We start from the raw sequence: 19,809 nt of genomic DNA on the forward strand, positions 1-19,809 counted from the left end.
CGCCTCAGGCCTGCCCGGCCATCCCGTTGCGCCCCGCCGCTTTGGCGCGGTACAGCGCCTGATCGGCGGTCTGGATCAACGCCGGCAGCGAATCCAGCTGAGCGCCCGTCCCTACCGCCATGCCGATACTCACCGTGATCCGAGCAAACGGACTGCCCGGGTGGGCAATGTTCGCCTGCTGCAAACGCTCGAGCATCAGTTGCGCCACCACCGTAGCACCGGCGCTGTCGGTGGCCGGCATGATCACCGCCATTTCCTCGCCACCGTAGCGCGCGACCAGATCCGAGGGGCGTCGCACGCAGCCTTCAAGAATCTTGCTGACCGCTTGCAGGCAGGCATCGCCGGCGACGTGGCCCAAGGCATCGTTGAACAATTTGAAGTGGTCGATATCGATCATCAGCAAGGCCAGCGAAGTCCCGTCACGCTGCGCGCGCCGCGCTTCCACCGTCAGGGTTTCATCGAAACAGCGGCGGTTGGCCAGGCCGGTCAGCGCATCCTTCAGCGCCAGTAATTCCAGCTGCCGATTGGACGCGAGCAATTGCTGCTGGGCATCGCGCAAGGCTTCTTCGGCCTCGGTGCGGCGGCGGATATCAAGGATCAGGAACCAGCCGATCAGCCCGGTCAGCCCCAGCAGCCCGATCACCACCACCGCCGACAACGCCGCTTCGATGCGCCACGCCGCCAGCGCTTCGTCCTTGCCCAGGGCCACGGTGGTGATCAGCGGCAGCGTTTCGCTTTTGCGGAACGCGTACAACCGCTCCACGCCGTCGAGGCTGGAGGTGTACGAGGCAGTGCCGACTGAACGGTCGACAAGGTATTTGGCGTAAATCGGCGATTTGGAGAAGTTGCGGCCCATGTCCTGCTCACGGAACGGGTAACGCACCAGCAGCGTGCCATCGGTGTACGACAGGCCTATCGCGCCGTCCTGGCCAACGTCGAGTTTGCCGAACACTCGCAGAAAGTTTTCCACCCCCAGCGTCACTGCTACAACGCCAGCGAACTGGCCACCGGCGTCATTGAAGCGCCGACTGATGGTCACCACCCATTCATGATTGGCACGGCTCTGGATCGGCGGGCCAATGAACGGCTCGCGGCTCCGGTTTTCACGGTGGTGAATGAAATAGGCGCGGTCGCTGCTGTTGGCGCCCTCCGGAATCGGCCGATTGGAGGACATCAGCCAATGCCCGTTCCGGTCATAGATGATGATGCCGCTGAGCTGTGGCATCAGCGGCTGCTGGCGGTCGATCAGGCTCTGGATGCGCTGAATCTGCGCCGGGCCGTTGCCCTCGGTTTCCAGACGCTCGACCAGCCCGAGCAAGAGCAGCGAGCTTTGCCGGACGATGCCTTCGGTGTAGGTGTTGAGCGCCTGGGTCAGGTTTAGGCCATGCACGTCGACCTCGGCCAGCGCACGCTCACGCGAAGACCAGACTTTCCAGATCGTCAGCGAAGTCAGGGAACAGCCAATCACCAGCAGCAGGAGCATTACAAGGCGAGTATCACGCTTCACGTCAGTACCTTAAGGAAGTCCGGTATCCATTCCAGCCATCATTCGAACGTCGGCACTCACGGCGGCCACGTGTTCCGGGGCGCAAGCATACAAGCAGTGTGCAGCGGCTGCAGCAACAGAGTGTGCAGCGCTAAGCGGCGGGTTTGAGGATTTCCACGAGAAAATCGATGAACACGTTGATCCGGCTCGATCCACGGTGGTTGGGCAGGTACAACGCGTTGATGCAACTGCTGGCGCTGCCGGGGTTGACTTCATAGTGTTCAAGCAAGCGCGTCAGGCGTCCGGCGGCGACGTCATCGCGCACCAGCCAGTCGGCGAGCAGCGCCACACCGCCACCGCCAATCGCCGCTTCGCGCAGGATGTCGGCATTGTTGCTTTGCAGGCGACCCTGGACGTTGAGCTGAATCGGCTCTTCGTCGCCCTGAAAGGTCCAGTGGTGATGGCTACCGCCGTAGTCGAAGCGCAGGCACTGGTGCTCGAGCAGATCCCGCGGATGCTCCAGCACGCCGCTGCGCGCCAGATAATCCGGGCTGGCGACAATCCAACGCTGAAAGTGGCCGACGCGTTTGCTGACGATGTCCTCGCTGACCACCGTCGAGCCGAGCCGCACTGAAACGTCGATCTGCTCGCTGAGCAAATCGCTGACCTGATCGCTCAGCGACAGACTGATCTCCAGCCCGGGATGGCGTTCAAGCAAGCGGCTCAGGTGCGGCGCGATCAGCCGCCGGCCAAACTCCACCGGCACGCTGATGCGCAAGCGACCCTGGGCATCACTGCCACGATCGGCGACCACCGCATCGGCTTCGTCGATGGCATCGAGAATCGCCACGGCTTTCTCGAAATAGGTTTGACCGGCGACGGTCACGCTGGTGTTGCGCGTGGTGCGATTGAGCAGACTGGCGCCCAACTCGTTTTCCAGCCCTGCCACTTGCCGTGTCACCGAAGACGTCGAAATCCCAAGCTTGCGCGCCGCCGAGGAATAGCCCCCACAGCGCACGGTTTCAACAAACATCTTCAAGGCCAGCAACTTGTCCATAAGCGGGGTCCGGTGGTGAGGGAACGCCGCTGATTGTGCATCAGTGCTCGCCACACGTCTTGTATCGTCGTGCTTGCCGGGCCTCATCGCGACCTCAGCCATCAGCCTTGCGGCTCAGGAACAACGCCAGCGCCAGCGCCGGCAACACCGCTACGGCGGCGGCCGAGAGGTTCCAGCCGAAGTGTTCGTACAGCGGGCTGGCGACCAGTGAACCGAGGGCGCCGCCGACGAAGATGCTGGTCATGTACACCGCATTCAGGCGTGCGCGGCTGTGCGGGTCGAGGGCGTAGACCTCGCGCTGGCCGAGGACCATGTTCAACTGCACGGCAAAATCCAGCAGCACCGCACACACCACCAGCCACACGTAACCACTGCCCGGCAACGCGGCGATCAACAGTGACAGCGGCGCCAGCAGCAACGCCACCAAGGTACCGCGACGACCGTGCCCGGCATCGGCCAGACGCCCGGCAATCGGCGCAGCAATCGCACCCACCGCGCCGACCAGAGCGAAGATCGCCACCTGCGCCTGGCTGAAACCGTGGTGACGCATCAGCTCAATCGGCGCGAGAGTCCAGAACAGGCTGAAACTGGCGAACAGCAAACCCTGATACAGCGAACGCTGGCGCAACACAGGAAAGCGTCGGGCCAAGGCAAACACCGAACCGATCAACGCGACATAGGTGGCTTTGTGCGTCGGCACCCGGCGCGGCAATGCCACAGCGGTAATCAACGCGATCACCGCCATCAGTGCCGCCGCGCTGTAAAACACCCCGCGCCAGCCGAACACTTCGACCAACAGGCTCGACAGCGGCCGCGACAGCAGAATCCCCAACAACAGGCCGCTCATGATGTTGCCGACCACGCGGCCCCGGCTGGCTTCCGGCGCCAGGTGCGCGGCCAGCGGCACGAGAATCTGCACTGCCACCGAAGTCAGGCCGATCAGCAAAGAGAGCAGCAGGAACAGCGACGGCGACTGAGTCAGGCCAGCGCACAGCAGCGTTACGCTGGCAGCGAGAGTGAAGCCGACCACCAGACGGCGGTTTTCCATCAGGTCGGCCAGCGGCACCAGCAGCAACAAGCCCAGCGCGTAACCGAACTGCGTCAGCGAGACGATCAGGCTGGCATTGGCGCTGGAGAGGCCGATCTGCGGCGCGATCAGTTCGACGATGGGTTGTGCGTAATACAGGTTGGCGACGACCGCGCCGCAGCAAAATGCCAGAAACGCGACCATCAGGCCGGAGAGTGAAGCAGGCTGTTCGGCCGGGGCCGCAACGGCAGGGTTGCCCGTAAGCATGGTGACACCTCGTTGAGTTCGGGAAAGTTGTGCCAAGGCTACGGTCAGCCGGCGGGGGCGAGAATCCGTGCCACTGGCAACGCACTGATGCGCGGCGCGCAACGTTGCTTGTGGCGCAACGCGCTGTTGCGCGGGCCGGTGATTCTCCGCTGCAAGGGTCTTCTCTACGCTTTGGCCCTGGCGCAGACGTCCGCATCGGCGCCCTTCCCCCGGCTGCTACAAGGAGCGTTTCCATGACCCGCACTGCACTCGTCCTGCCACTGTCCGCCGCGTTTTCCTGCCGATCATGAACAGCCCTCTACTCAAATCCAGAACCCTGTGGATCAGCGTGGCCGTGCTCGCGCTGATCGGCCTGATCGTCGCTGTCGCGCTGATGTGGCGCCCGGCGATCGCGCCAATCAAACGCCCCACATCATTCGATACGGCGCAATTGCAACGCGGCGCACGGGTGGTCGAGGCCGGCGACTGCGCGGTGTGCCATACCCGCCCCGGCGGCGAATACCTGGCTGGCGGGCTGCCGCTGGTGACGCCGTTCGGCACGCTGTACAGCACCAACATCACCCCGGATGCGCAGACCGGCATCGGCGAATGGTCACTGCCGGCCTTCGAGCGGGCGATGCGCGAAGGCATTGCCCGCGACGGCCACTTTCTCTACCCGGCCTTTCCCTACGTGCACTACCGGCGCATGAGCTCCGAAGACATCGCCGACGCCTATGCCTACTTGATGAGCGGCCCCGCCGTACACGCCCCGGCGCGGCAGAACCAGATGAACTTCCCGATGAACATCCGCCCGCTGGTGTCGTTCTGGAACCTGCTGTTTCTGCATGGCGAGCCGCTCACGCCGCTGGCCGAACACAGCGCGGCATGGAATCGCGGACGCTATCTGGTCGACGGCCCGGGCCACTGCGCCGGCTGCCATTCACCGCTGAACCTGATCGGCGCGGAGAAATCCTCGGAGTATCTGCAGGGCGGCAGCGTTGATGGCTGGGAAGCGCCGGCACTGGTCGGCCTCCAGCAACGCGCCAATCCATGGAATCGCGAGCAATTGGTCGGCTACCTTCGCGCCGATGTCGTCGATGGCCACGGCACACCCGCCGGCCCGATGCGTCCGGTCAGCCTGAGTCTGGCGCGCTTGCCGGCCAGTGAGGCCGAGGCGATTGCCGACTACCTGCTGAGCCTGCAAAGCCCGCACGCGGTGACCGAAATCACTGCGCAAAAGCCGCCGAGCAGTCCAGCGGATCACAGCAGCGGCGCCCTGCTCTTCAGCAGCGCCTGTGCCGGATGTCACGCACCCGCCGCGCCGATGCGTGAAATCGACGGCCGCCCAGGCCTGGAAAGCACCTCGGCGCTACAAGCGGCCAGCCCGCGCAACTTTCTCAAGAGCGTGCTTGACGGCGTGCCCGCCATTCCCGGCGCGCCCGGCCCGGTGATGCCGCCGTTCGCCGCCAGCCTCGACAACGCCCAGCTCGGCGCCCTCGCCGCGTATCTGCGCGAGCAAGCCAGACCCGAGCAGCCATGGGCCGACCTCTCTTCCACTATTGAAGCGTTACGTCAGGAGACGAAATGAGCCAGATCACTCTCACCGTCAATGGAGCCGCCCAAGCGCTGAAGCTGGAGCCGGACATGCCGCTGCTGTATGCGCTGCGCAACCACTTGAACCTCAACGGCGCCAAGTACGGCTGTGGCCTGGGCCAGTGCGGCGCGTGCACGGTGATCGTCGACGACCAGCCGGTGTTCGCCTGCCTGACACCGTGCGCAGGCCTTGAAGGAAAAAAGATCCGCACCGTCGAAAGCCTCGGCAGCGCAGAAAAACCCGGCCCGTTGCAAACGGCATTCATCGACAAGCAAGCGGCGCAATGCGGTTACTGCATCGCCGGCATGCTGATGCGCGCGCAGGCGTTGCTCGAACGTGATCCGCACCCGGACGAACAAACCATCCGCGAGCACATGGCCGGCAATCTGTGCCGTTGCGGCACGCACTTGCGCATCATCGAGGCGATCAAGCAGGTGGCCGGGCACAACGGGAGCCGGACATGAGCGAAGCTAACGGCTTGAACCCCAGCCGCCGGGCCTTCCTGCGTGGCGGCGCACTACTGATGGCCTTCACCCTGATGCCGGTAGCGCAGCGTGTCTTGGCCGACACCGAAGTCGACACCCTCGGCACCGTGGTCCTTGCCCCCGATTTGCCCGGCAGCCTGCGCACCAACCCTTACCTGGACGCGTGGATTCGCATTGGCGCCGACGGCATCACCGTGTACACCGGCAAGGTCGAACTGGGCACTGGAGTGAAAACCGCGTTGCTGCAAATCGCTGCCGAGCGTTTGCAGGTGCCGGCCAGCGCAATCAACTTGCTCACCGCCGACACCGCACTGACGCCCAACGAAGGCTACACCGCCGGCAGCCACAGTATTTTCGACAGCGGCACCGCGCTGTACAACGCTGCCGCGCAGGTGCGGGAAATGCTCGTCGATGCCGCTGCGCGCAGTTGGCAAGTCGATGCTGCGCAACTGAGCACTCGCGACGGCATTATCGAAGGGCCAGCCGCTCAGCGCATGGCTTATGCCGAAGCAGTCAAACATGTCGATGTGCACCAATACGCCAAGGCGCAATCACCGGCGATGGCAGCGGCCGACTTCAAGCTGATCGGGCACAACCTGCCGCGTCTGGACATTCCGGCCAAGGTCAGCGGCGGCGCGGCGTTCGTGCAAGACATGCGCCTGCCGGGCATGCTGCATGCGCGGGTGATTCGCCCGCCGCGTCCCGGCTGCACGCTGCAGGCATTCGATACGGCATCGATTGAAGCGCTCAGCGGCGTGGTCAAAGTGATCCGCGACGGCAACTATCTGGCGGTGGTCGCCCGTGATGAGTGGCAAGCGATCAAAGCCATGCGCAGCGGCATCGAGAGTGCCAAGTGGAGCGGCGGCGAGGCGATTCCCGAAGCCGCCGGGATTCACGATTTGCTCAAGCAATTGCCCTCCAAGCGCTATCCGATCAGCAACACTGGCAATCCCGGCGGCGCGACCGAAACGCGCTTCAAAGCGCGGGTCACCAAGCAGTATTTGATGCACGGCTCGATCGGCCCGTCCTGTGCGGTGGCCTGGTTTAACGATGGCGTGCTCACGGTGTGGACCCACACCCAGGGCGTCTATCCGCTGCGCGCCGGTATCGCCGAAATGCTGCGGCTGCCGCCGGACCGTGTGCGCTGCATTCATACCGAAGGCTCGGGTTGCTACGGCCACAACGGCGCCGATGATGCCGCCGCCGATGCCGCGCTGATCGCCATGCGCCTGCCGGGCACGCCGGTGCGCGTGCAATGGATGCGAGAGCAGGAAAACCTTTGGGAGCCATACAGTTCGGCGATGGTCACCGAAGTCGATGCCGGCCTCAGTCAGGGCCGTTTGCAGGACTGGAACTACGAGCTGTGGACCACGCCGCACAACGAACGCATCGTCAATGCCGGGCGCCTGCTGCCGGCACGTCTATTGGCGAAACCCTTCGCCTCGGCGCCGTCGGTGCCAATCGCTCAGCCCGAAGGTGACGGTGATCGCAACGCGGTGCCGCTGTATGAGCTGGGCGCGACGCGGATCAACATGAACTTCGTCACCACCATGCCGTTCCGCACTTCGGCCATGCGCTCGCTCGGTGCGCACATCAACATCTTTGCGATCGAGGCGGGTATCGATGAGTTGGCGATCAAGGCTGGCCTTGATCCGCTGGCGTTGCGCCTGGCCCATCTGAGCGATCCGCGTGCCCGGGCTGTGATTGAGCGCGTGCGTGACGAAATCGGCTGGCCCCACAAGAGCAACGAGCCCGGCGCGGGGATCGGTTTCGCCTTCGCCCGCTACAAGAACATCATGGGTTGCTGCGCCCTCGCGGTGAAATTGCGGGTGCATCCGCAGACCGGTGAAATCCGCGTTGACCATGTGGTGACGGCGGTCGACGTCGGCCAGATCGTCAGCCCCGATGGCCTGCGCAATCAGATCGAGGGCGGCATCGTCCAGTCGGCGAGCTGGACGCTCTACGAACAAGTCGCCTACGACGCCGGCGGCATTCGCAGCTACGACTGGAGCGGTTATCCGATTCTGCGTTTCACCCAATTGCCGAAAAAAGTCGACGTGCATTTGCTTGATCAACCGGGCGAACCCTTCCTTGGTGCTGCCGAAATCGTCCAAGGGCCGATGGCTGCTGCGCTCGGCAACGCGGTCAGCAATGCCACCGGCCGGCGCTGGCTGAATCTGCCGCTGACTCGCTCGAGCCAACCCGCCTGAACCACGCCCGCGTTCATCAGCGATGAGCGCGGGTGCCGTTGCGTTGCGCGCAAAACTGCGTAGCGCCGGCCACGGATTATCAGCCCCGTCACCCCCGGTTAAGTTACCTGCACAGCGCGCGGCACCTGGCTGCCGCGCTTGAACTCTACTCATCGCCATCCGGAGCTACCCATGACCCGTCGCCTGTTCCAACCCATTGCCCTTGGCCCTTATACCCTTGCCCACCGCGTGGCGATGGCGCCCCTGACCCGCTCACGCGCTGGCCAGCCGGGCGACGTGCCGACCGCGATGAACGCCGAGTACTACCGCCAACGCGCCAGTGCTGCGCTGATCATCACCGAAGCCACGCAGATTTCTCAGCAAGGCCAAGGCTATGCGTGGACGCCGGGGATCTACACCGATGCGCAAGTCCAGGCGTGGCGCGAAGTCAGCACGGCGGTGCACGCAGCGAACGGTCTGATCTTCATGCAGCTGTGGCACGTCGGCCGGGTCTCGCACCCCAGCTTTCAGCCGGACGCCGGCTTGCCGGTGGCGCCAAGCGCCCTGCCAGTGCCGGGCAAGACCTTTATCGTCGATGAACAAGGCAACGGCGTGTGGGGCGATGTACCGGTGCCGCGCGCCCTCGAAACGGCGGAAATTGCCGACATCGTCGAAGACTATCGCCGCGCTGCGCGTAACGCGTTGAACGCTGGCATGGACGGCGTGGAAATCCATGCCGGCAACGGTTATCTGCTCGACCAGTTCCTCAACAGCAACAGCAACCAGCGCGACGACGCCTATGGCGGCAGCGTAGAAAACCGCGCGCGCTTCCTGCTCGAAGTGGTCGCCGCCGTGGCTGATGAAGTCGGTGCCGAGCGCGTTGGCGTACGCCTGACGCCAATGGGTCGCTTCATGGGCATGGGCGATGACACGCCTGAAGCGACCTTCGGTTATCTGGTCGAAGCGCTCAACCAGTGGAATCTGGCCTACCTGCACCTGGTCGAGCCGGCCATGGTCGGCACGGTCAAGGACGAAAACTTTGATCCGCGCTGGGACGCGATCATTGCCCAGTTGCGCCAGACCTGGAACGGCGTGCTGATCCTCGCTGGCGGTTACGACGCCGAGTCCGCCGAACAGGCGCTGAACACCGATCGCGCCGACATCATCGCCTTTGGCCGGCCATTCCTGGCCAACCCGGATCTGCCGCGTCGGCTGCACGATGGGCTTGAGCTGAACACACCGGATCCGAGCAGTTTTTTCGGCGGCGATCAGCGTGGTTATGTCGATTATCCGTTTCACGCCTGAGGCTTGGGCTTCATAACTTTTAAGGTTTGTTTAAGGACTTTAAATAAAGCCTGCGGCCAGACTTTGCCCATCGATCAGGAGAGCCGCCATGAACCCGCAATCGGTGAAGTCAGACCCTTCCTGCCACCTGGCGCGCCCACTGGGCGCACTGTCCGGCTGGCAGGAACGCCGCGCCAAGGCCTACATGCTGCACGATCTGAGCCGCAGCCTGCGCGTCAGCGAGATTGCCGAACATTGCAATCTTTCACGCAGCCACTTTTCCCGGGCGTTCAAGATCGTCACCGGCTGCTCACCTCAGGAATGGATGCTGAAGATGAAGATCGACAAAGCCAAAGGGCTGTTGCTGACCTCGATGGCGATTACCGAGATTGTTTATGAATGCGGATTTTCCGATCACTCGCACTTCACCCGCACGTTCGGGCGCATGGTGGGGATGCCGCCGAAGGTCTGGCGCCAACTGATGTGCGGAGCGCGGGTGGCGCTGGTGGATGCGGATGTCTGGCGGCTCAGCGATGGGTTGCTGAATTCGACGATGGGCCAGCGCTTGACGGAACTGCGGCCCTGAGTCGGATTTCAAAGGGTTTTGTTCACTCCTCCCTTTTGGCCGCGATTTTTCGCGGCTTTTTTTTTGCGGTAGAGCGCTGGTGGTCGGCGTTGGTACGGCGGTGAACTCCCCCCTCACCCCAGCCCTCTCCCCGAGGAGAGGGAGCTGATTTGGTGTTTTTCCAGTCCTGAGTTCAACTCGGACTTTCACGTCGGCGTATCTCCCCCAAACACCCCGGTCAGTCCCCTCTCCCTCCGGGAGAGGGTTAGGGTGAGGGGCTTTTGATCCTGGCGTCCGGCGCAAGCGGCAGCCTGAAACAGATCCGCGCGCCCTCTTCGCTGTCTTCCACGCGCAACGTCCCGCCATGGGCGCCTATCACCGTTCGGCAAATCGCCAGGCCCATGCCCATGCCGCTGCCCTTGGTGGTGAAGAACGCATCGAAAATTTCTTCACGCTGATGCTCGGCGATCCCCGGCCCATTGTCTTGAAAAGCCACGCAGACCTGCCCATCGGACAGCGTCGACTCAATCACCAGGCGCCCGTCAGTCACGCCCTGCCCAGCCATCGCTTCCAGCGCGTTGACGATCAGGTTGTAGATCACCTGCTGGATCTGCACCCGATCCCCCAGCACCGGGTCAGCAGCGTTGAGTTGCGTGTGCAAGCTCACCCCGCGATTGTGCACATCGCTGGCCGTCAGTTGCACGACCTCACCGATCAACGCGTCAATCGACACCGGCAATCGTTGCAACGGCGCCTGCCTGGCCAATGCGCGCAAGGCCTGGACGATCTCGGTGGCACGGGCGCTGTCGGAGCGGATGTCTTCCAGTCCCTGAATAGCCTCGTCGAGATCAGGCGTGTCGCGCTTGAGCCAGCGCAGACTGGCCGAGGCGTTCGATGAAATGCCCAGCAGCGGCTGGCTGATTTCGTGGGCGATCGAGGCCGACAGTTCGCCCATCATTTTCAGGTGCGAGTTGCGCGCCAGTTCCGCCCGCGAGCTGCGCAAGTCGGCTTCCATCTGCGCGCGCAAGCGGTTGTCTTCGACCAGTTGCGCGTAGAGCCGTGCGGTCTGCAGCGACACCGCTGCCTGCGAGGCGAGGATTTCCAGCATGGTCAGGCGTTCGGCGCTGAACAGCTTCGGTACCAGGCTGTTTTCCAGATACACCAGACCGATCAGCGCGCCCTGCTTGAGCAACGGCAGGCACATCAGCGAGCGCGTCTGCCGCTCGCGCAAGTCGGCGCTGTAAGCTTGCGGGCAGTCGGCGCGGGCATCGTCGAGCACCAGCGGCGTGCGCGTGCGCATGGTCGAATTGAGTACTGAAACCGGCGCGATCTGCTCCCGCGAGCGATCGTTGTCCTGACTGACCCGCACGTTGCCCGCCTCGACATGCGCGGCAGCGGCCAATTGCAACTCACCCTCGGCGACCAACAGCAGCGCGCCGCGGTCGGCACCGGCCTGAATCATCAAGTGATTCATCAAGGTCTCCACCAGCCGATCGAGCAACACCTCTTGCGAGACCGCGCGTGCCGCTTCAATGCCGACTTCCAGATCAAGGCGCACCCGCGTCACCGGCGTTCCCGCTTGAAGGGTATGCTCGTGGGCGAGAAACGGATGCTGCGCTTCGAGCTGGCGCGCCTTGGCTTCAGCGCCCCACAGCACATAGCAGTCGCGCGCAACACGCAGGTGATGATGCGTGCCGGAGACCAGGCCGTTGGCCAGGCAGACCTCGGCCAGTTGTTCATGTGCCAGTGCTTGCTCATGGATAAATCCGGCAGCGGCCGCCGCGATTTGCGCTTGGTCGAAGCAGCGAATGGCGGCCAGCCCTTCGCCGCGCACGCGGGCCATCGCGCCTTCGATCAGCAGCAGTTTGTTGCTGAAGGTTGAAGGATTGAGCTCGACCCATGGCAGAAAACGCTGCCGTTGCTGCTCCAGCTTCTGCAGTTTTTCGGCAACAGAGCCCGGCGCCTCGGGACTGGCCAGTGCCAGGCTGTAGAACAGGTAGTAATGCGCCAGATCAATGTGCGCCGGCAGCGACCAGGTCAACGCCTCGGCGTCTTCGAAACGGCGCAACGCGTAACGCACTTCACCGAAATAGAACGCCGACATGCCCGAATACAACCACATCCACAACAGCGTCGGCTGTGAAACGCGGTCGCGATGCAGCGGGCCAAAACGGTCATGTTCCAAAGCATCCAGCATTGCGATCGAACGAGGCTCAGGCCCATTGCGCAAATCGCTGGCGAACGCCTGTTGCGCCAGCAGAATGCGCTCGATGTCGATGTAGTGAAACTGCCGCACCCAACTCAGGCCGACGTCCAGCTCGTTCAACACGTTTGGCAGCGGCTCGCCCATGAACAGCAGATCGGAGCCGATGTGGTTGCAGGCGTAACACGACATGCCCAGATCGCCGCCGGCCTGACCGCACTCAAACGCGGCGAAAGCCTTCTGCCGCGCGTAAGCCATCGGCCGGGTCCACGCGCTGACCTGATCCAGCGCCACCAGCGTGCCGGTGCGCCCCGCCTCATAGCCGTGCAGATCAGTCAGATCGAGCGCCAGTTCGGCGAAAGCAACACCGTCCAGATATTCGCCATAACGGTCGGCGATCATCACGCCGTACCAGGCGAAACCGTAGCCGCTGCTCGGCGTGGTGCCATGGAGCAAAGTCAGTTCGACCATCTTCGCCAGGTGCAGAAAAGCAATGTCGTCCTGCACGAAGAACGAGGCGATCAGCGTGCTCAGCAGTTCCATGGCCACTTCGATTCGCGGCTCGATGGCTTTGGGCAACGCCGTCAACTCAGCGATCCGTCGCGCACCGACCAATTGCCGAACCCGTTCGAACGCTTCGCCCAGTTGCGCCTTCGATGGGTGTCGCTGCAGGTCGATGTCGAGCAACGCAAGACCGGCCAGCGCTTCGCCGATCGCGCCGTGGTAATCGGAATGCAAGGTGCGCAGGCTGGCGCGCAGGCGGTAGGTTTTCGCCCGGTCCAGCACGGTGGCAGCGTGTTCCAGACAGTCGTCGAGACGCTGTTGCGCGCCGGGCAGATCCGCCAGCAACATCGCGCAGTCGGCTGCCAGCCAGCGCGCCGCGAAGGCTTGCGGGTAGAGCTGCGTCCAGCCGTTGTCGCCGAGTAACACCTCGGCGCTGCGCAGATAATCCACGGCCTGCTCGACAGCGGCGCTATCGCGGGCGCGCTCGGCAGCTTCGAGCAATAACTGGATGAATTCAGCGCGTCGAGGCGCTTGCAGCGCATTGCCGGCGCTGCGCTGAATCTGACTGGCGATGTCGAAGACCCGCGCCTGCCGCTGCTCGCCGCATTGATCGAGCATGGCGGCAGCGATGCGCGCATGCTCAGCCGAGCGCCCGGCCGGTGCGGTCAGCGCAGCGGCGGCTTCCAACACCCGATCGTGGGGAAACACCAGTTGGCCAGGCTCGCGCAGGAGAAATCCGGCGCTGACCAGATAATCCACGTCACGCAGCAATTGCGCCGGATCGTCCCCCAGCAAATCGCCCAACAGCGTTTCGTCACAGCGGCCACCAACGTAACCCGCGGTGCGCAACACTTCACGGGCACTGACCGGCAGACGCTGCAAGCGTTGCACCATCAATTCGGCCACGTTGTCGGCGTAGCGATAGCCGTTCACTTCGGCCTGATTCCACACCCAGCGCCGCGTCGTCGCGTCGAAACGCAGCAGACGCTCGTCCACCAGCGCGCGCGCCACCTGGCTGACGAACAACGGATTGCCGGCGGTTTTGAAGTGCACGACGCGGGCCAGCGCCTCGAGGTTGTCGACGTCAGCATCGAGTTCGACCGCCATCAGTTGCGCAACGGCCTGCACCGACAGCGGCCCTAGTCGAAGGTCACTGACTGGCAGCGCGGGTGCTCTGCGCATCTCATCGAGCCAGCCGCCCGGATGCTCCGTCAACTCGCCCTCGCGATACGCCAGAACCAGCAGCAGATGCCGCGTCGGTCGGCCGATAAAGGCTTTGAGAAACGCCTGCGTCGAGTCGTCAGCCCACTGCAAGTCGTCGATAAACAGCAGCAGCGGATGCCCCGGTTGCGCAAAGACTTCGAGCACATCGAGCAGCGCCCGATTGACCCGATCCAGGGCGTGGCGCGCCGGCATGTTCGGCAGTTCGGCGGTGGCGCCAATCAGCAGTTCGGCTTCCGGCGCCAGGTCCAGCAGCAAGCGGCCACGGCCCTTTAGGGTTTCGCGCAGTTGCTCGGCCAAGGCCTGCAAGGCCAGCGTGGGCTTGGTCAACACTTGGCTGATCAGAGACTGAAAAATCTGCGCCACCGGCGCGAAGGGCCGGTCATTGTTCAGCAGTTCGATCTTGCCGCTGGCCCAATAACCGGGTGCCTGGCTACGCAGGACTTGCTGGATCAGCGTCGACTTCCCCGCTCCCGGTGCGCCGGCAACCAGCAGCACGCGAGCGATGCCGTCGCTGCGCACGCGCTGGATCTGTTCAAGCAGTTGCTGACGTTCGTCATCACGACCAAACAGCACATCGCCGCGCGTGGCCGTTGCGCGAGCATCGAATGCACCGAGGCGGAACGCTTCGATCTGGCCTTTTTTCTGCCATTGCCGCAGGCACCAGGTCAGATCGGCGGCCAGCGATTCGATGCTTTGATAGCGCGCGTCCGACTCCTTGGCCAGGCCCTTGAGCAGCACGTGACAAATGCCTTGCGGCAGGTCGGGTTGGTATTGCGCTGGCGACAAAGGCTCGACGGCGGCGTGCACATGCAGCCATTGCGAGGCGTCGCGAGCGATCAGCGGCGGGCGCCCGGTCAGCGCCTCATAAATGATTGCCGACAGCGCATAGACGTCGCTGCGCTCATCGGAATCGACGCCGTCGCGCTGCAGCTGTTCCGGCGCCAGATAAGGCCAGTGTTCCAAGCTCGGCAGTTCGGTCGCCGGCGTTTCCTGCGCGTGGGTGTGAAAGCCCATCAGCCTGACGCTGTCGTCAGCATCGACCAGCAGATGCCAAGGCAATAAAGAACCCTGTGGGAGCGAGCCTGCTCGCGAAAGCGGTGGGTCAGTCAAGGGTGATGTCGGCTGGAATGACGCTTTCGCGAGCAGGCTCGCTCCCACAGGGTTTTGCGGTGTTTCCGGATGGCGAGAGTGGACCAGCGCATTCGCGGCGGCGACGGCGATATTCAGCACCCGTCCGAGTGGTAAGCCGGCGGCGTCGATCAGTCCAGCCAGCGGCGCGCCCCATTGCGGGTAGACCAACACCGGCCCGTCCGCCGAGCGAATCAGCGCGAGCGGGTTGAGCGCCCACTGCGAAGGCAACTGCAAATGGAAATCGCGCTCCAGCCGCTGGCACAGCGCCGGACGCTGGATCGGCGCACGCACAGCGAACCAGCTCTGGCCCGAGTGGCTGTCTTCGAGGCTGAACCAGGTCAGTTCATGGTCACGGCGCAGCAGACTGAACCGACAGCTCTCCAGCCATGCTTCATCGAGCATCGGCGCATCGGCCACGCGGGAAATTGCAGAGGAGGATGGCTGGCCGGGCATACGCATTCACCGCTGGAAATGGGATTCAGGCTGGTGGCGAAGTATACCCAGCGTTTTTTTGCCAGAGGGCCAGCCGCTGCGCTGATGTCCGTCCGCAGCCTCAAGATGGCCGTCCAGAGCCTTGCGCGGCTGTTTCTTGCGCTATACAAGCGCACGTCTTATCCCTCGGGATAATTGCTTTATGCCAGGCCGTCCCCTAGCGTACGAACCTGATAACCCGGCGCCCGCGCCCTCTCCTTCTCACCGCAACGCAGAGGCCCGCATGATCCGACTCGGCCAAGCCACGATTTCTTTGGAACGGCGCGAAGCCTTTCTCGATGGCCGGCCCTTGCGCATGGGCGGGCGGGCGTTCGAAATACTTTCCGTACTGATGCAGGCCGATGGGCGCATCGTCAGCAAGGACGAGCTGATCAATCAGGTGTGGCCGGACATCGTCGTCGAAGAGAACAATCTGCAAGTGCAGATTTCCTCGCTGCGCAAACTGCTCGGGGAAAAAGAAATCATCCAGACGGTTGCCCGTCGAGGTTACCGATTATTGAAAGACCGCGAACCCAAACTGCCCGTGTTCAACGCGCTGGCCTCGGCGCCGATGGTGGCGCAGCCGCCGTTGGTCGATACGCAATCGGTGCCGGTGTTCATCGTTGACGATGAGGCCTGCGTGCGTACCGCGCTCAGCCGCTTGTTGCGCGCCGAAGGCATCGAGCACCGGATTTTCCAGTCCGCCGAAGAACTGCTAGAGGGCGACATCGCCAATGGCCCGGCGTGCCTGTTGCTCGACGTCAGCCTGCCCGAAACCACAGGCCTGCAATTGCAGGCGGCGCTGAACGAGCGCGGCTTGCCGTGGCCGGTGATCTTCATGACCGGCCACGGCACGATTCCGATGTCGGTGCAGGCGATGAAGGCCGGCGCGGTGGAGTTCCTGACCAAGCCATTCAATGACGATGAACTGCTCGGCATTCTGCGCAGCACCCGTCAACACGCCGCGACGGCGTTCAATCAATGGCAACGGGTTCAGCACGTGCGGCAGCTGGCGGCGCAACTGACACCGCGTGAGCGCGAGGTGCTGCCACTGATCGTTGGCGGTCTGTCGAACAAGCAGATCGCCAACCAATTGGGCACCAGTGAAGTGACCGCCAAGGTTCATCGCAAACACATCATGGCGAAGATGCAGACCCGCTCGCTGGTCAACCTCGTCGAACTCTACGGACTGATCAGCGCTGCGCCTTCGCCTGGCCCATCGAGCCTGTCGTGAGCGCCCCGGCGGGTCGCCCGACGGCGATCGAGAACACCCGACCGACGATTGTCTGCATCGTCGATGACGACGCGTCGGTGCGCAAAAGCCTGTCGAATCTGCTGCGCTCGGTCGGTTATCGCGCGCAGGTTTATGCCAGTGGCGAAGCGTTTCTCGCCGAAGCAGACTTCGCCGAAATCGCCTGCCTGCTGCTGGATCTGCGCATGCCCGGCCTGTCCGGCATCGACGTGATGCGCCAACTGCCGCGACAGTTTCCGGTGATCTGCATGTCCGCCCATTGGGACGAGGCGGCGCTGGCTGAGTCCGGGCATTACCAGGCGTTTGAATGCCTGTGCAAACCCTTCGAAGAAGAGGTTTTGCTGGCGGCACTCGACAAGGCCCTGCACCGCCAGCACTGATCGCTTCAGCTGTCCTGCGTGGCTTCTTGCGCAGTTTCGATCGCGGGCAGCGACTCAGTCATCGAAGCGTGACACACCGTCAGAATCTCATCGGCCAGCGCCGAGTCATCCGGGCAGGCCCGCGACAGCATGATCGCCCCGACCGCGCGGGCCAGCAGGTCGATCATCCGGGTTCGGCCCTCACCTTGCGGTGCATCCGCTGCCGTCGGGTATTTCTCGCCGAGCGTCTGTAACGTGCGCTCGATGCCTTCAGCGAACGCCGCTTTGACATCCCCGGACTGCCGCGCCGCATCGCCGCACAACGCCGCCATGGTGCAACCGGTGGAGCGGCCATCGCGATGGTCGCGGGACACGTACACGTCGATGAAATCCTGCACGCTCATGCTTTCGGCGGCGGCCGTGGACTGCGCCAGGCTATTGGCCGAGGCTTCGGCCATCAGGTCGGCCTTGGAGCCGAAGTGTTTGTAGAAACCGCCGTGAGTAAAACCGGCGGCCGCCATCAGGTCAGCCACGCCGACCCCGTCATAACCGCGTTCGCGGAACATCACTGATGCCGTTTCGACAATGTGCTCGCGATTGGCCTGAGCCTGAGCTTTGGATACGCGCATGTTGAATCCTCCAGCGCTGAAAAATCATGGCTCGATGATACATAGATGTTAGCCATAATCAAAACCGTTGACAGTTTAGATTTGGATCATCATCCTAAAAGCCCGCAATCAGTCTTCACCTGAAAAAGAGCCAACACCATGACTACTCGCCCTACTGTTCTGATCACTGGCGCCTCCACCGGCATAGGCGCCGTCTACGCCGCACGTTTCGCCCAGCGCGGGCACGATCTGCTGCTGGTCGCCCGTGACCAGTCGCGCCTGGACACCCTTGCTGCCGGTTTGCGCGCTGAACACAACGTCCATGTCGAAGTGCTACAGGCCGACCTGACGCAACTGAGCGACCTGCAAACCGTCGAGGCGCGTCTGCGTGACGACGCGCGCATCGGTATCCTCGTCAACAATGCCGGCGCGGCGCAGTCCGGTACCTTCATCGAGCAGAGCACCGACAGCGTGGCGCAACTGGTCGCGCTCAACACCACCGCGTTGGTGCGTTTGGCCAGCGCGATCGCGCCGCGTCTAGCCAAGGCCGGCGACGGCGCGATCATCAACATCGGCTCGGTGGTGGGCCTGGCGCCGGAGTTCGGCATGTCGGTGTATGGCGCGACCAAGGCGTTCGTGCTGTTCCTCTCTCAAGGCCTGAGCCTGGAACTGTCGCCACAAGGCGTGTATGTGCAAGCGGTGCTGCCCGCCGCCACCCGCACGGAAATCTGGGACCGCGCCGGTATCGACATCAACACCCTCACCGACATCATGGAAGTCGGCGACATGGTCGATGCCGCGCTGGTCGGCTTCGACCGTCGCGAAGTCGTGACCATCCCGCCGCTGCACGAGGGCGAGCGCTGGGATGCCCTGCAAACCGCGCGGCAGGGCCTGTTGGGGCAGATCCGCCAGTCGGCTGTTGCGCAACGTTATCTGACGCAAGCCTGACCTCATTCAAACCCGCCGCTATGCCGGCGGGTTTCTACCGACAAGAGCATCCGCAATGAAGGCATTTTTCATCGAGCGCTACGGCAAGCAGAACGGCCGGATTGGCGACCTGCCCGAACCGCTGGTTGGCGCTCACGACGTGCTGATCGAAGTGCGCGCGAGTAGCGTCAACCCGCTGGATCTGAAGATTCGCAGCGGCGAATTCAAGATGATCCTGCCCTATCAAATGCCTTTGATATTGGGCAACGATGTCGCCGGTGTGGTGCTCAGCACCGGTGCGGCGGTCAAGCGTTTCAAGCCGGGCGATGAGGTTTATGCGCGTGCGCCTGATAACAGGATTGGCACGTTTGCCGAACGCATCGCTGTCGATGAAACAGCGGTCGCGTTGAAACCCGCCAATCTCGCCATGACCGAGGCGGCTTGCATGCCGCTGGTGGCGTTGACGGCGTGGCAGGCACTGGTCGAAGTCGCCAACGTGCAAAAAGGCCAGAAGGTACTGATTCACGCCGGCTCCGGTGGCGTTGGCACGGTCGCCATTCAACTGGCCAAACACCTCGGCGCTTTTGTTGCGACTACGACCAGCACGGCGAATGTCGCGTGGGTCAAGGCGCTGGGCGCTGATGTGGTGATTGATTACAAACAGCAGGATTTCGCCAATGAGCTGCGCGACTACGACGTGGTGCTCAACAGCCTCGGCGGCGATGTGCTGGAAAAATCGTTGAGGGTGTTGAAACCGGGCGGGCAACTGATTTCCCTGTCAGGGCCGCCGACTGCGCAGTTCGCTCAGGAGCAGGGTTTGTCGTGGCTGCTCGGGCTGGTCATGCGTCTGCTCAGCAGTGGTATTCGGCGCAAGGCGCGCAAGCGTGGGGTGGGTTATTCGTTTCTGTTCATGCGTGCCGACGGCATCCAGTTGCAGAAAATCACTGCGTTGATTGAGGCCGGGGTGATCAAACCGGTGATCGATCGTACTTTTCCGTTCGATCAGATAGCTGACGCCTTGCACTACGTAGAAAAAGGCCGGGCCAAGGGCAAGGTTGCCATCGCGGCCAACCTCAAAAGCCCCTCACCCTAGCCCTCTCCCAGAGGGAGAGGGAACTGACCGAGCTGAATGCGCGAGTAACGCCGACCTGAAATACCGAGGCGAACACAGGTCTCAAAAAGCCCACAAATCGGCTC

14 protein-coding genes are annotated in these 19,809 nt (G+C 63.3%); 9 read left to right on the forward strand and 5 right to left on the reverse strand.

The annotated features are described in order from the left end of the window. Window positions 1-4: 4 nt before the first annotated feature. The 3 genes from PSH90_RS14100 to PSH90_RS14110 form a co-directional block, all read right to left on the reverse strand. The gene (locus PSH90_RS14100) at window positions 5-1,507 is read right to left on the reverse strand and encodes a sensor domain-containing diguanylate cyclase (protein ID WP_256809843.1); all 1,503 of its coding nucleotides are present in this window, start codon (window positions 1,505-1,507) and stop codon (window positions 5-7) included. A gap of 130 nt (window positions 1,508-1,637) precedes the next feature. Next, window positions 1,638-2,543 carry a LysR family transcriptional regulator gene (locus PSH90_RS14105; protein ID WP_016774792.1) on the reverse strand — a complete coding sequence of 302 codons (906 nt, stop codon included), beginning with the start codon at window positions 2,541-2,543 and terminating at the stop codon, window positions 1,638-1,640. 94 nt (window positions 2,544-2,637) lie between these two features. Continuing rightward, window positions 2,638-3,837: an MFS transporter gene (locus PSH90_RS14110; RefSeq protein WP_305380819.1), complete on the reverse strand. Its 1,200-nt coding sequence runs from the start codon at window positions 3,835-3,837 to the stop codon at window positions 2,638-2,640. Window positions 3,838-4,123: 286 nt separating this feature from the next. Here PSH90_RS14110 and PSH90_RS14115 point away from each other — a divergent pair, with 286 nt between their 5' ends. The 5 genes from PSH90_RS14115 (at window position 4,124) to PSH90_RS14135 (ending at window position 9,954) form a co-directional block, all read left to right on the forward strand. After that, on the forward strand, window positions 4,124-5,404 hold the full coding sequence (locus tag PSH90_RS14115; RefSeq protein ID WP_305380820.1) for a c-type cytochrome: 1,281 nt from the start codon (window positions 4,124-4,126) through the stop codon (window positions 5,402-5,404). Continuing rightward, entirely contained in the window at window positions 5,401-5,874 is a 474-nt protein-coding gene (locus PSH90_RS14120; protein ID WP_056786149.1) for a (2Fe-2S)-binding protein, read from the forward strand. The genes PSH90_RS14115 and PSH90_RS14120 overlap by 4 nt, the downstream gene beginning before the upstream one ends. Further along, window positions 5,871-8,105, forward strand: a complete 2,235-nt coding sequence (locus PSH90_RS14125; RefSeq protein WP_305380821.1) for a molybdopterin cofactor-binding domain-containing protein — start codon at window positions 5,871-5,873, stop codon at window positions 8,103-8,105. The genes PSH90_RS14120 and PSH90_RS14125 overlap by 4 nt, the downstream gene beginning before the upstream one ends. A 171-nt stretch (window positions 8,106-8,276) precedes the next feature. After that, a complete protein-coding gene (locus tag PSH90_RS14130) occupies window positions 8,277-9,389 on the forward strand; it encodes an alkene reductase (RefSeq protein ID WP_305380822.1) in 1,113 nt (370 codons plus the stop codon). Window positions 9,390-9,477: 88 nt separating this feature from the next. Then, a complete protein-coding gene (locus PSH90_RS14135; RefSeq protein WP_016774798.1) occupies window positions 9,478-9,954 on the forward strand; it encodes a helix-turn-helix domain-containing protein in 477 nt (158 codons plus the stop codon). Between the two features lie 244 nt (window positions 9,955-10,198). Here PSH90_RS14135 and PSH90_RS14140 read toward each other — a convergent pair whose 3' ends face one another. After that, the gene (locus PSH90_RS14140; protein ID WP_370695141.1) at window positions 10,199-15,397 is read right to left on the reverse strand and encodes an AAA family ATPase; all 5,199 of its coding nucleotides are present in this window, start codon (window positions 15,395-15,397) and stop codon (window positions 10,199-10,201) included. A gap of 313 nt (window positions 15,398-15,710) precedes the next feature. Here PSH90_RS14140 and PSH90_RS14145 point away from each other — a divergent pair, with 313 nt between their 5' ends. Both PSH90_RS14145 and PSH90_RS14150 read left to right on the forward strand, forming a co-directional pair. After that, a complete protein-coding gene (locus PSH90_RS14145; protein ID WP_236168777.1) occupies window positions 15,711-16,700 on the forward strand; it encodes a response regulator in 990 nt (329 codons plus the stop codon). After that, on the forward strand, window positions 16,697-17,098 hold the full coding sequence (locus PSH90_RS14150; RefSeq protein ID WP_236168776.1) for a response regulator transcription factor: 402 nt from the start codon (window positions 16,697-16,699) through the stop codon (window positions 17,096-17,098). The genes PSH90_RS14145 and PSH90_RS14150 overlap by 4 nt, the downstream gene beginning before the upstream one ends. A gap of 5 nt (window positions 17,099-17,103) precedes the next feature. Here the strand turns inward: PSH90_RS14150 and PSH90_RS14155 are convergent, their stop codons facing one another. Continuing rightward, a complete protein-coding gene (locus PSH90_RS14155) occupies window positions 17,104-17,706 on the reverse strand; it encodes a TetR/AcrR family transcriptional regulator (RefSeq protein WP_305380825.1) in 603 nt (200 codons plus the stop codon). Between the two features lie 138 nt (window positions 17,707-17,844). On the opposite strand from PSH90_RS14155, the gene PSH90_RS14160 reads away from it, so the two are divergent. Together PSH90_RS14160 and PSH90_RS14165 are read left to right on the forward strand one after the other, a co-directional pair. After that, complete coding sequence (locus PSH90_RS14160; RefSeq protein WP_150635206.1) at window positions 17,845-18,633, forward strand: SDR family oxidoreductase; 789 nt, start codon at window positions 17,845-17,847, stop codon at window positions 18,631-18,633. Window positions 18,634-18,688: 55 nt separating this feature from the next. Beyond that, on the forward strand, window positions 18,689-19,705 hold the full coding sequence (locus tag PSH90_RS14165) for an NADP-dependent oxidoreductase (protein ID WP_256809846.1): 1,017 nt from the start codon (window positions 18,689-18,691) through the stop codon (window positions 19,703-19,705). Window positions 19,706-19,809 lie beyond the last annotated feature (104 nt).

Source organism: Pseudomonas sp. FP1762 (genome assembly GCF_030687105.1).
GTDB lineage: Bacteria > Pseudomonadota > Gammaproteobacteria > Pseudomonadales > Pseudomonadaceae > Aquipseudomonas > Aquipseudomonas siliginis.